Here is a 12,655-nt window from a genome sequence, read left to right as displayed (position 1 = left end):
AGGTCAGTCCGTCAACGGCAGCGAGAGGGTGAAGGTCGCGCCCCGGCCGGGCCCGGCCGAGGCGGCGGTGAGGGTGCCGCCGTGCTGCTGGGCGAGGCTGCGCGAGATCGTCAACCCGATGCCGGAGCCCGGGTCCCCGCCGACGGTGCGCCGGGAGGGGACCCGGTAGAAACGTTCGAAGATCGTGTCCAGGTCCCTGGCGGCGATGCCTTCCCCGGTGTCGCTGACCTCCGCGACCGCCCGGCCGTCCCGCGCGGAGCAGGTGACCGTGACGGTTCCGCCGGGCGGGGTGGCGCGGATGGCGTTGCCGATGAGGTTGGTGATGACCTGGGAGATGCGGTCGGGATCCGCCTCGACCGGCGCCGGGGACACCGCCCGTTCGAGGGCGATGCCGGCGTCGTCCAGCTGTGGGGCCAGACGATCGGTGACCTGGGCGACCAGTCCCGACAGGTCCGTCTTCTCCGTTCGCAGCGACAGGCGGCCCTCCTCCGCCCGGGAGAGGGAGGACAGGTCGTCGGCAAGCCGGCGCAGGCGGCGCGACTCCCCGGCCAGGGGCGCCAGGCTGTCCCCGTCGAGGGGCATCACCCCGTCCAGCATGGCCTCGATCTGGGCGTCGATGACCGTCAGCGGCGTGCGCATCTCGTGGCCGACCTCCCCGATCAGCCGGGTCCGGCGTTTCTCGGTCTCCGCCAGGTGGTCGGCCATGGCGCGGATGTCCGTGGCGAGCTCATCGAGTTCGGTGATCGTCGAGGAGGGCAGCGCCGCCGAGTAGTCGCCCTGGGCCAGCCTGCTCGTGCCGTCCCTGATGTCCTCCAGGGATCGGGCTATGCGCCGGGACGCGACGACGCCGAGCAGCACCGCCGCGACGACGCCGACGAGCAGGCCGATGAGGAGCGCCTCGGTCACGGCCGTCATGATCTGCGGGCCGACGCCGCCGCCGGGGCCGCGGCCACCAGGGCCGGGGGAGTCCGCCACGCCCAGACGTCGGCCGATGAATTCTCGCGCCAGCATCGCCACCAGCAGGCCTGTAGCGGCCAGCGACACCAGGGCGACCGCGACGTGGGAGACGACCAGCCGGGTCCGTAGGCGGGTGGTCATGGCCGGCCCACGAACTTGTAGCCCGCACCCCGGACGGTGGCGATGAAGCGGGGCGCGTCGGCGTCCTCGCCGAGCGCGCGGCGGATAGTGCGGATGTGCACGTCCACGACCCGGTCGTCGCCGTAGAAGTCGTAGCCCCACACGTGTTCGAGCAGCTGCTGGCGCGACCACACCCGGCCCGGACGCGATGCCAGCGCCAGCAGCAGGTCGAAGTCCAGCGCGGAGAGCTCGACGGGTGAGTCATCGAGGCGGACCTCCCTGGCCTCGGGGGTGATCGTCAGTGCGCCGAAGCGCAGCACGTCGTCGGTGCCCTCCCGGGCGTTGTCCATGCGCCGGAACACGGCGTTGATGCGGGCGGCGACCTCGCGGACGCTGAAGGGCTTGGTCACGTAATCGTCGGCGCCGACGTTGAGTCCGACGAGTTTGTCGGTTTCCTCCGTCCGGGCGGAGACCACCATGACGTAGGTGGACAGGGTACGGCGCAGGGTGGACAGGACCTGGAAACCGTCGATGTCCGGCAGTCCGATGTCGAGCAGGACCAGGTCGACGTGTTCCTGCTCGAGCAGGCGCAGGGCGGCCCGGCCGGTGTCGGCCTCGAGGACGCGGTGGTGGTCCGCCTCCAGGTACTGGCGCAGCACGCGCCGAATGGCGGCTTCATCGTCGACGACAAGGATCGTTCTGCTCACAGTGTCCATTGTGGCTCATGGATCCGGCCCTCAGAAGCGCTTCACGCAATCTTCACGCCTGTCCCCTCAGAAGCCACACATCCGACTGGTGGAATGACAAGTGTCAGGAACACAAGGAGTCCCCGGAAAGGACAGGACCATGAAGAAGATCACCAGGGCCGCCGTGGCGGGAATCGCCGCGCTCGCCATCGGCGTCGGCGGCACGCCGGCACTCGCCCAGACCACCGCGTTGACCGAGGAGGACGCCACCACGCTGCAGTTCATGCGCGAGGAGGAACGCATGGCCGGCGAGCTCTACCAGGAGTTCGCCGAGATGTACGACGGCGCCCGTCCCTTCAGCAACATCACGACGTCTGAGCAGCGCCACTTCGACACCGTGGGCCAGCTGCTGGAGCGCTACGAGGTCGAGGATCCGTCCGCGGGGCTGGCTCCGGGCACCTACGCCTTCCCGGAGGTCCAGGAACTCTACGACGGTTGGCTGGAGCAGGGATCCGTCTCGGTCGAGGCCGCCTACCAGGTCGGCGTCGACCTGGAGACCCGGGACATCGCCGACCTCCAGGCCGCCATCGACGCCACCGGCGAGGAGTCGCTCGACACCGCCTACGGGCACCTCAAGGCAGGCTCCGAGAAGCATCTCGCGGCGTACCGGAACGCCGTCGACGGCAACGTCGGCGCCGGAACAGGCGGGAGCAAGGGGGCCGGACACGGTGGTGGCCAGGGTCGCGGCGCCGGGATGGGCCAGGGCGCCCGTGGCGAAGGCAGGGGCCAGGGCATGAGCGCCGGTGAGGTCACCGGACCGCGCGCGCAGTCCGGGGACTGCCCGGTCGCCTAGCTCGGGAACGGACCTCGTCGGAGGTGGGGCCGGGAGCACTGCCCGACGAGGGCATCCATGCGGTAACACTTGTGGATTGCTAGCCGATACAGACTGGTAGTAAATGCACGCGAACCCCCTTGAAGGAGGGAACATGCTCAGCTCCGTCATCGACATCAGCTTCGAGATCCTCAACTACCTGATCATGGTCTTCAACGGCCTGTTCCACATGGCCGGCTAGCTCGTCGACTGCAGTCCGCGGCACGACCGGGCCGCCTCCCTCAGGGGAGGCGGCCCGGTCGTGGTTTTCCGCCCCGTCGCGGCCCGGGGAAGGGCCCCGCCGACGGCCGGGTGTTGTCCAGGGTGAAACAACACCCCCGGGAGGGCGTCGCCGCGGCCGTTACCAGGGCCCTCGCCATTCTCCGGACGTTCTAGACGGGCGGATCGATGATCCCGTCGGCGTAGGCGCGGGCGGCGATCGTCACCCCCAGATCCCGCACAGCCGTGCGGAAGCGCGCCCGCGCCGGCCCCGCCACCATCGGCGAGATCTGCCGCCAGCCCGCGTCCCAGTTGAGTACCTGGAAGCGCGGCTGTTCCACGTGGAACAGCCGCCTACGCGGCATCGTCTCCGCCAGAATCTCCTCCCCCAGGGCGAGCACGCGGGCCGCCCCCGGGGTCAGCGTCCGGCCCTTAAGCAGCGTGTGGACGAATCGTTCGGGGCCCGCGCCGCCGAGTTCGCCCGTCGACGCCCGTGCGAAGGGGAAGAACTCGTTGGGGATGCGCCCGTGCCCGTGCCAGTTGCGCAGCGAGGTCTGCCGCGACTGGTTGTCCACTAGGGAATAGACCAGACAGTCGGTGAGGAAGGCGTCGTCAAGCAGGGCGGGGGAGGGGCCGCGGAAGATGTCCTTGTCGCGGACCCAGGTCAGCCCGTGCGCCTCGATGTCGGTGTGCACCGCGCGGCGCACGGCGAAGACGACCGCCGCGCGCCAGATGTTCTCGCGGGTGACCTCCCGGCCGTGCGCCGAGCCGAAGCCCATCGAGTAGAGCCCGGTGTACTTCGCCGAGTACTGCACGTTGTCGCCGTTGTTGTGGAGGTAGCCGAGCCAGCCGCGGCGCATCACCAGTGGCGCCCGCGGCCCGGCCGGATCGAGCCCGTTGGTGGTCAGGGGGGCGTCCGGGTCACGGTGCTCGGCCACCGGAATCTCGGCCAGCCAGGCGGAGATGGTCGAGTGCTTGTCGACGACGCGCGGGCGCCACACACCGGCCGCCCCGGGGCCGAGCACCGGGAACTCCGGCGCGGCCCCGTCCGCGCCGAGCTCCCAGTGGGCCAGCACCACGCCCCAGTGCCGGGAGGCGCCGTCGAATTCGCCGGCGTTGAAGAGGAATCCGCCGCGGAAGCCGAAGCGTGAGGTCAGGGCGCGGGTGAAGGCGGCGAAGGAGGGGCTGGTCAGGTAGCCGGCCTTGGTGAAGAAGACGATATGGAAATCGCGCTCGTAGCCGAACTCCGCCGCGATGCCCATCGCCCGGAAGTAGAACTGGGTGTAGAGCTCGCTGCGCGCGTGGCCCAGACCGTCCATCTCCCCGGCGACGGCGGTGCTGGCGACCGAGGCCTTGCGCGCGCCCTCGTAGTCGGTGGCCTGGGCGTAGGGCGGGTTCGCCAGCAGCACGATCGGGCGTCGCCGCCGCAGTGCGTCGAGCAGGCCCGCCGGCAGCGCGCTGAGGGGGTCGTTGAGGAAATCGAAGGCGAAGACCGCCGCCGCCTCCGGGTTGGCGGCGGCGTCGACCTCGTCGAGGTGCAGGGTGGAGGCGTAGAGCTCGCCGAAGGCGCGCGGCCGGGTGAGGTTGAGGCCGCCGCAGGCCGGATCCCAGACGACGAAATCCTCATGCCAGGCGGGGCCGAGATGGGCGTCGAGAAGCTCATGCGCCCGGTGGGCCCAGGGCAGCGGGGTCCAGAAGGCGCCGCGCATCCGGCGCCCGTGCCCGGCGGCGGGCTGGGTCATGTCACCGGGTCACTTGCGCTTGGCGACGGCGCCGGCGACCGCCCGCCACCCCAGCATCAGCAGCGCGGACATGATCGAGGCGACCAGGATGAAGGACCAATGCGGGACGGCCGCGTTGCGCAGTCCCCAGATGCTCAGGCCGATGACGACCGTGACCACCCACGCGGTCACCCCGGCCGGGCGGACCCGGCCACCGTCCCACTTGGCGGCGACGATGACGATGAACGCGACGGCCACGCCGAGGGCGAAGGGCCAGTACGTCGAGAGGACGCCCGCCAGGCTCAGCGCCATGCCGTCACCGCGGTGCGCCATGCGGGCGAAGGTGGCGAAGGCGAAGACGGCGACCAGGTCGGCGACGAGGACGGTGACGCGGTTCATGCGGGGGAACTCCTCAAACTCAGGCGGTGGACGGGCTCAAGTCTAGGCCACCTCGGTCGTGTTCCGGCCCTCCCGCCGGGCGGTGAGCTGGCGCGGGCCGGAGAAGCCGTCCCGGGCGTAGCGCAGGAAGTACACGACCCAGCCCAGGACGGTGACGAGCAGGAAGCTGATGGCGCGGTAGACGATCGCGGCGGAGGTGGCGTTGACGACGGTCATGCCCGTCGCCACGAGCACCGCGATGATGGCCGCCTCGACCGTGCCGAGCCCGCCCGGGGTGACCTGCGCCGAGCCGGCCAGCTTGGCGGTGATGTAGGCCAGCGCCACGCCCATCACGGTGGTCTGGTTGAGGCCCGCCTCGAGACCTGGCAGCGCGCCGGTCACGGCCCACACGGCCAGCCACAGGGTGGTGGCGTCGAAAAGCCGGTTGAGCAGCGAATTCAGCGAGGTCACCGCGAAGGCCGACGCCGGGAAATCCACCGTGTCGAGCTGGCGGATCTGCTCGACGGTGGTGGCCACGCCCGCGTCGGGGGCGCGGCGCAGCAGCCGGTTGAGGCGCGGCAGCAAGGTGCGCGTCCACGCCTCGAGGCGCTGCGGGTTGCGCAGGATCCAGTAGACGAGCCAGCCCGCGACCGCCATGACGGCGAAGCTCACGGCCAGTGACCACACCGACGCCTCCGCGCCGAGGAAGAGGACCGCGGCGACGGCGATGACGATCAGCCACATCGTCGAGATCGCGGAGGAGATGACGAAGAACCAACCGCACAGGAGTACCGACGCGCCCCACCGGCGCTGCACCTGGAAGGTCAGCACGGCGGAGAACGCCGCCCCGCCCGGCAGGGAGGTCGACCACGCGTTGGACGCCAGAGTCAGGGCGTTGGCCTCCCCGAGGGAGACGTCGGTGTGGCCGGCGGCCAGCAGCCGGCGCATGACCTCGGCCATGGCCAGCAGGGAGAGCAGGGAGGAGAGGACGGCCAGGGCGAGGGCGGGTGGTTGGGCGTCCCGCAGCTCGGTGAGGGCCTGCCCGAGGAAGTCCAGCTGCTCCCGGAACAGGACGAGCAGCACGACGAGAACGCCGAGACCCGCCAACCACGTGAACCAGCGGTTGGCGAACAGCGAGCGGACCTGCGCCATCGGCGGAGTTACTCCTGCCCCGGGCCGCGCAGGTGGCGGCGGCCGCCGTCGGTCTCGAGCTCGCCGTTCTCCCGCTCGGTGTCCGAGCCGTAGCCCTGCTGGCGCAGGCGGGCCATGAGCTCGGCGAAGGGCACCAGCTCGGTGTCCTCCCCGGCGGAGATGCCGCCGCGGGCGGCGGTGTCCTCCTCCACCACCGTGGCTTCCTCCACCGGGATCTCCTCGCGGGCCGCCGGATCGTCCGCCGTGGCCAGCCCGTAAACCTGCTCACTGGTGGTGGCGGGGTCTTCGCGCTCGCCCGCCCGCTCCAGCACCGCGACGGTGCCCGTGCCGGTGCGGGTGGGGGGGCCGGTGCCGGCCGACGACTCGGAGGCCGGTGCTGCGGCCGGGGCGGCGTGGGCACGCGAGGGCGCCCGATCACTGTGCGCCGGAACGCGGACGTCCTCGTCCTCCTCGCCGGGGGAGTGGCCGCCGATGCGGTGGTAGGCGGCCTTGACGGCGCGGGGCGCCCACCAGTTGTCCTCGCGCAGCAGGTGCATGACCGCGGGCACGAGCAGCAGGCGGATGATGGTCGCGTCGATGGCCAGCGAGAAGATCATGCCGAAGGCGATGTATTTCATCATGACGATGTCGGAGAAGGCGAAGGCGGCGGCGACGACGATCATGATGAGCGCGGCGGCGGTGATGATGGAGCCGGTGCGGGCGGTGCCGTAGGTGACGGCCTCGTCCGTCGACGCGCCCTTGTCGCGGGCCTCGACCATCCGGGAGACGAGGAAGACCTCGTAGTCCGTCGAGAGTCCGTAAAGGATGACGACGATGAGCACCAGGACGGGGCTCATCAGCGGGCCCGGCGTGAAGTTGAGCGGGCCGGAGCCGAGGCCGTCGACGAACATCAGGGTCAGCAGGCCGACCGTGGCGCCGATGCCGAGGAAATTCATGATGACGGCCTTGGCCGGCAGGACCAGCGAACCGAAGAGCAGCGCCATGAGCAGGAAGGTCGCCACGACCATGTAGAGCATCAGCCAGGGCAGCCGTTCCAGCAGCGCCTCGATGGACTCGATCTCCATCGCCGGGGTGCCGCCGATGTAGAGCCCGACGCCGGGCGGCGCCTCGATGGCGCGCAGCTGCTCCATGACCCAGGCGTTGTCCTCGCGGTCGGCGATGCCCGCCGAGAGCACTGTCGTGCCCTCGACCGTCTGGGTGGAGGGGGCCATCGGGGCGGTGAGGCCCTCGATGGCGCGGGTCTGCATGATGACGTCGACGAGCTGCCGGTTGTCCGCGTTGGTGACCACGAGCTTGATCGGCTCGGTGCGGAACTCGGGGAACTGCTCGTTGAACTCGTCCTGGGCGAGACGGGTCTCCTGGGTCGGCGGGAGGTAGGTCTCGTTGATGCCGCCGAACTTGATGCCGGCGACGGGCAGCGTCATGAGGATGAGCAGGCCCGCCGACGCCACGGTGACGGACTTGGCGTGGGTGATCGCCCAGCGGGGAATCCGGAACCAGACGGTGTCCTCGATGCGCCGCGCCCGGCGGGCGGTGCGGCGCAGGGACCATCGGTCGATGTTGGGCCCGAGCATGCCGAACAGCGCCGGCAGCACCGTCACCGACAGCAGCGCGGCCAGGCCGATCGCCGCCATCGCGCCGTAGGAGACGGACTTGAGGAAGGCCTGCGGCATCATCAGCAGGCCGGAAAGCGCGACGACGACCATGAGCGCGGAGAACACGACGGTGCGCCCCGCGTGCTGGGTGGTCAGGGCCACGGCGTCCTCGACGGAGCGGCCCCTGTCCAGCTCCTCGCGAAAGCGCGAGACCATGAACAGTCCGTAGTCGATGGCCAGGCCCAGGCCGAGGATGGTGACGACGGCCTGGGAGAAGACGTTGACCTGCAGCACGCCGGCGAGCATGGAGAGGATGCCGAGGGCGCCCATGATGGAGAAGACGCCCACGATCAGCGGCATGGCCGCGGCGACGACCGAGCCGAAGACGAAGAGCAAGACGATCGCCACGAAGGGCAGGCCGATGCGCTCGGCGCGCTGGATGTCGGTGGCCATGCCCTCGTCCAGGGCGTCGGCCACGGCGGTGGCGCCGGCCACCTGGACGGTCATGCCCTGGGGAAGTTCCGTGGCGGGCACCCGCAGCGCGTCCTCGATGGCGCGGTAATCCTTGAGCGTCTGCTCGCCGTCGCCGGCCAGCGAGACCGCGGCGAAGGCGGTGGTGCCGTCCTCGCTGATCAGCTGCTGGTTGCGGTTGTCGAACCAGCTGACGACCCCGGCGATCTGCTCTGGGTGATGGGCCCGGAGGCCGTCCAGGTGGGCGGTGGCGGCCTCGGTGACCGCCGGATCGGCGACGCCGGCGGGGGAGCTGTAGAGGAGGATGACGTCACCGGAGTCGTCGCGGCCGAAGACCTCCTGCTCGATGGCCGCCGCCGTGGTCGAGGAGGCGCCGGGGTCCTCCCAGCCCTCCTGGCTGAGGCGGGAATCGAGCCGGGTCCCCCAGCCGAGGAAGAGGCCGAGGATGAGCAGGAGCATCACCCAGGGGATGATTTTTCGGTACCGGTAGGAGAAGTATCCCCACTTCAAGAACATCGTGGCTGGCCTTCCAATGTCGTGGTGTGGGTGCGTGCCTAGTGCTTCGAATTGAGCAGGGCGGACAGGGGGCGGAACGGCTGCAACCAGGCGCCGGTCTCGGGCAGCTGGTCAAGGTTGACGCGCGGCAGCGGCTCGCGGAACACGCCCGGGATGTCCTCGAGGTCGATGAAGTCGAACCTCTCGGAGGCCACGGCCCAGGCGGCGTGCTCGTGGAAGCCGATGACGGTGACGGGCAGGCCGGCGCCGGCGAGCTCGTCGAGCGTGTCCTGGAAGTTCTGGCCGTCGGCGGAGGCGACCACCACGCCCTTGAGCACGCCCTCCTCGGCGCGTCGGCGGATGTGGGCGATCATGTCCGGATCGACGTCGGAGTCCTCGTCGGTCTTGGGCTTGGCGAAGACGGCGAAACCGACGTTGCGCAGCGCCTCCACCCACGGGCGCACCACGTCCGCACCGCCCGGGGCGACGTTGGTGAAGACGGTGGCCTCCGGCTCGACCCGCTCACCGGTCACGTGTGAGAGCTCCTGCGCGCGCTGGATCAGCCACCGGCCGATGGCGTCGAAGCGGGGACGGTTGCCGGCCGAGGGGCGGCCGCCCAGGATCGCGCCGAGGCCCATGTCCAGGTTCGGGGCGTCCCAGACCAGCAGCAGGCTGTTGGGGCCCGGGGCGGCTCCGGCGGAGTAGTGGTGTGTGGACTCGTGGATGTCGGACACGGTGGTCACCGCTTTCAATGGGAACTACGGAATATAAGGAGAGGGGGCGACGGGACATTCGTCCCACCGCCCCTTCATGGTAAATCGTCGCGGGTGCTTAAGGGTTCGGGGCCTCCGTGCGGCGCCACAGGTACTCGCGGATGACGTGGTCCTTGTCCAGGCCCTTGCCCTCGAATTTGGTGATGACCTGGCGGTCGGTCAGCAGCGGGGCCTCCGCCCACGGCCAGCCCTTGTACTCGAGCAGCGGCTCGACCTCGACGAGTTCGTCGATCCACTCGGCGTAGTCAGCGTGGTCGGTGGCCACGTGCAGGACGCCGCCCGGCTTGAGGCGGGTGGCGATCAGCCGCAGCGGGCCCGACTGGATGATGCGGCGCTTGTTGTGGCGTGCCTTCGGCCAGGGGTCCGGGAAGAAGACGCGCACGCCGTCGAGGGAGTTCGGCGCGATCATGCGGGCGAGGACCTCGATGCCGTCGCCACGGACCATGCGGACGTTGTCGATGCCGCCGCGCACGACCGCGCCCATGAGCTTGGCCAGGCCGGGCTTGTACAGCTCGACGGCGATGACGTTGGTGTCAGCCTCGAGCGGGGCCATCGCGGCGGTGGAGGTGCCGGTGCCGGAGCCGATCTCGACGATGGTGGGGTGTCCGCTGCGGCCGAACCACTCGTCGACGTCAATGACCTCGTCGGCGAGCACCTTGCCCATGTGGGGGAATTTCTCGTCCCACATGGCCTGCTGGTTGTCGGTGAGCGTGCCGCGGCGGAAGCTGACGGTGCCGAGGCGGGGGTAGTCGAGTCCGTCGGTGAACTCGGTCTGGAGGGGCCGACCCTGCGGCAGTTCGCCGATGTCGGAGGAGGGGTTGTCGGTGCTGTTCATCTCCTTCATTGTCCACGTGACGTGCGATGATTCAAACTTTCGCGGGGCCGGTCATGACAGGGGCGCTTCTCGACGCCGGAATCGTCGTCGCTCCAGCACCCCACAGCACGGTTCCTGGGGGTCCGCTGGGAACGGGAAGTACCCGGGGGTGACTTTCCGGTTCGCTCTCCGAACGTTGACTCGTCCCCGATATCGGCCCGTGACCGGCCATTTTCGATAGGATGGGGTGACCCGCACCCGGGCCTCCGCGCTAGGGCAGTTTCAGGGTTTCCTCGGCCCGAACCTTGTGGTAGATGCCCCAAAAGGGGGTGAATTTAACTTGTCGCAGGTCACAGTGACTTCTCCGTCTCCCGCTATTTCTGCAGGAAAACCAATGGTGGTGGCCGGCCTTATTTAGGTGGTACTAATTAATTGGTGGGGGTTGAGACGTTCTGGCGGATACTCTGGGAGCCGATACCTGCCATCAGCCTTTTCGTCAGGAGAACATATGACTAGCGCAGCAAACACCGTGAGGGGACTGGTCGGCGACGCGCCGACCTCCAATGAGCGACTCATCGCTTGGATCAACGAGGCTGTGGAGATGTTCCAGCCGGAGGACGTCGTCTTCTGCGACGGCTCCGAGGAAGAGTGGAACCGTCTGGCTGACGAAGCGGTCGAGAAGGGCACGCTCATCCGACTGAACGAGGAGAAGCGTCCGAACTCCTTCCTGGCGCGGTCCAACCCCGCCGACGTCGCCCGCGTGGAGTCGCGCACCTTCATCTGCACCGAGGACGAGCAGGACGCCGGTCCCACCAACAACTGGGCCCCGCCGGCGGCGATGAAGGAGGAGATGACCGAGGCGTTCACGGGCGCCATGAAGGGCCGCACCATGTACGTCGTGCCCTTCTGCATGGGCCCGATCAACGACCCGAGCCCGAAGCTCGGCGTCCAGCTGACCGACTCCCCCTACGTCGTCATGAGCATGAAGGTCATGACCCGCATGGGCCAGGACGCCCTGGACAAGATCGGCACCGACGGCGACTTCGTGCCCTGCCTGCACTCCGTCGGCGCGCCGCTGGAGGAGGGCCAGGAGGACGTCGCCTGGCCGTGCAACGACACCAAGTACATCACCCACTTCCCGGAGACCAAGGAGATCTGGTCCTACGGTTCGGGCTACGGCGGCAACGCCATCCTGGCCAAGAAGTGCTACGCGCTGCGCATCGCCTCCAAGATGGCCCAGGAGGAGGGCTGGATGGCCGAGCACATGCTCCTGCTCAAGCTGACCAGCCCGGAGGGCAAGTCCTACAACATCGCCGGCGCCTTCCCGTCCGCCTGCGGCAAGACCAACCTCGCGATGATCACCCCGACCATCGAGGGCTGGACCGCCGAGGTCGTCGGCGACGACATCGCCTGGCTGCACCTGCGCGAGGACGGCCTCTACGCCGTCAACCCGGAGAACGGCTTCTTCGGCGTCGCGCCGGGAACCGCCTACTCCTCCAACCCGATCGCCATGCGCACCATGGAGCAGGGCAACACCATCTTCACCAACGTCGCGCTGACCGACGACGGCGACGTCTGGTGGGAGGGCATGGACGGGGAGACCCCGAAGCACCTGATCGACTGGCGGGGCCGTGACTGGACCCCGGAATCCAGCGAGAAGGCCGCGCACCCGAACTCCCGCTACGCCGTCCCGATCGGCCAGTGCCCGACCGCGGCGCCGGAGTTCGACGACTGGCGCGGCGTGAAGCTCGACGCCATCCTCTTCGGCGGCCGTCGTGCCGACACCGTCCCCCTGGTCACCGAGGCCACCTCCTGGGAGCACGGCGCCATGATCGGCGCGACCCTCTCCTCCGGCCAGACCGCCGCCTCCGCCGAGGCCAAGGTCGGCTCCCTGCGCCACGACCCGTACGCCATGCTGCCGTTCATCGGCTACAACGTCGGTGACTACATCCAGAACTGGATCGACATGGGCAACAAGGGCGGCGACAAGCTGCCGAAGATCTTCCTGGTCAACTGGTTCCGCCGCGGCGAGGACGGACGCTTCCTGTGGCCGGGCTTCGGCGAGAACTCCCGCGTCCTCAAGTGGATCACCCAGCGCGTCGACGGCGCCGTCGGCGCCGAGGAGACCCTGGTCGGCAACACCGCCCGCCCGGAGGATCTGGATCTGAGCGGCCTGGACACCCCGATCGAGGACGTCCGCGAGGCGCTGGCCGTCAAGCCGGAGGAGTGGGCCGCCTCCGTCGAGGACAACGAGGAGTACCTCGAGTTCCTCGGCCCGCGTGTCCCGCAGGAGATTTTCGAGCAGTTCAACACGCTCAAGGAGCGTATCGAGGCTGCCGTCAAGTAGCCTCCGGCAGGTGAGAACCCGGCCCCGCCCACGCGGAGCCGGGGTTTTTCCTTTTC

Annotated in this window: 10 protein-coding genes; 2 read left to right on the top strand and 8 right to left on the bottom strand. The window is 69.5% G+C overall.

Annotated features, from left to right (window positions below; all coding sequences use genetic code 11):
- Positions 1-3: 3 nt before the first annotated feature.
- A complete protein-coding gene (locus CGUA_RS12405; RefSeq protein ID WP_290196155.1) occupies positions 4-1,098 on the bottom strand; it encodes a sensor histidine kinase in 1,095 nt (364 codons plus the stop codon).
- A complete protein-coding gene (locus CGUA_RS12400; protein ID WP_290196153.1) occupies positions 1,095-1,784 on the bottom strand; it encodes a response regulator transcription factor in 690 nt (229 codons plus the stop codon). Before CGUA_RS12400 ends, CGUA_RS12405 begins: the two co-directional genes overlap by 4 nt.
- Before the next feature lie 139 nt (positions 1,785-1,923).
- Between CGUA_RS12400 and CGUA_RS12395 the strand changes: the two genes are divergently transcribed.
- Positions 1,924-2,616, top strand: coding sequence for a ferritin-like domain-containing protein (locus CGUA_RS12395; RefSeq protein WP_290196151.1), 693 nt, complete (start codon positions 1,924-1,926; stop codon positions 2,614-2,616).
- Between the two features lie 410 nt (positions 2,617-3,026).
- Here the strand turns inward: CGUA_RS12395 and CGUA_RS12390 are convergent, their stop codons facing one another.
- The 6 genes from CGUA_RS12390 to trmB form a co-directional block, all read right to left on the bottom strand.
- Positions 3,027-4,595, bottom strand: a complete 1,569-nt coding sequence (locus CGUA_RS12390; protein ID WP_290196149.1) for a hypothetical protein — start codon at positions 4,593-4,595, stop codon at positions 3,027-3,029.
- Positions 4,596-4,604: 9 nt separating this feature from the next.
- Complete coding sequence (locus CGUA_RS12385) at positions 4,605-4,973, bottom strand: DUF3054 domain-containing protein (RefSeq protein ID WP_290196147.1); 369 nt, start codon at positions 4,971-4,973, stop codon at positions 4,605-4,607.
- Positions 4,974-5,015: 42 nt separating this feature from the next.
- The gene (locus CGUA_RS12380; RefSeq protein ID WP_290196145.1) at positions 5,016-6,104 is read right to left on the bottom strand and encodes a lysylphosphatidylglycerol synthase transmembrane domain-containing protein; all 1,089 of its coding nucleotides are present in this window, start codon (positions 6,102-6,104) and stop codon (positions 5,016-5,018) included.
- 8 nt (positions 6,105-6,112) lie between these two features.
- Positions 6,113-8,686: an MMPL family transporter gene (locus CGUA_RS12375; RefSeq protein WP_290196144.1), complete on the bottom strand. Its 2,574-nt coding sequence runs from the start codon at positions 8,684-8,686 to the stop codon at positions 6,113-6,115.
- 38 nt (positions 8,687-8,724) lie between these two features.
- A complete protein-coding gene (locus tag CGUA_RS12370; protein WP_290198393.1) occupies positions 8,725-9,399 on the bottom strand; it encodes an NYN domain-containing protein in 675 nt (224 codons plus the stop codon).
- 97 nt (positions 9,400-9,496) lie between these two features.
- Positions 9,497-10,273 carry a tRNA (guanosine(46)-N7)-methyltransferase TrmB gene (gene trmB / locus CGUA_RS12365; RefSeq protein ID WP_290196142.1) on the bottom strand — a complete coding sequence of 259 codons (777 nt, stop codon included), beginning with the start codon at positions 10,271-10,273 and terminating at the stop codon, positions 9,497-9,499.
- 487 nt (positions 10,274-10,760) lie between these two features.
- Here trmB and CGUA_RS12360 point away from each other — a divergent pair, with 487 nt between their 5' ends.
- Positions 10,761-12,599 (top strand): phosphoenolpyruvate carboxykinase (GTP), encoded by a 1,839-nt coding sequence (locus tag CGUA_RS12360; RefSeq protein ID WP_290196139.1) that lies wholly within the window; start codon positions 10,761-10,763, stop codon positions 12,597-12,599.
- Positions 12,600-12,655: the final 56 nt, after the last annotated feature.

Origin of the sequence: Corynebacterium guangdongense (assembly GCF_030408915.1) — a bacterium.
Lineage (GTDB): Bacteria > Actinomycetota > Actinomycetes > Mycobacteriales > Mycobacteriaceae > Corynebacterium > Corynebacterium guangdongense.
Note: the sequence above shows the minus strand (reverse complement) of the source record. Positions and strands in the feature narration are given on the sequence as shown.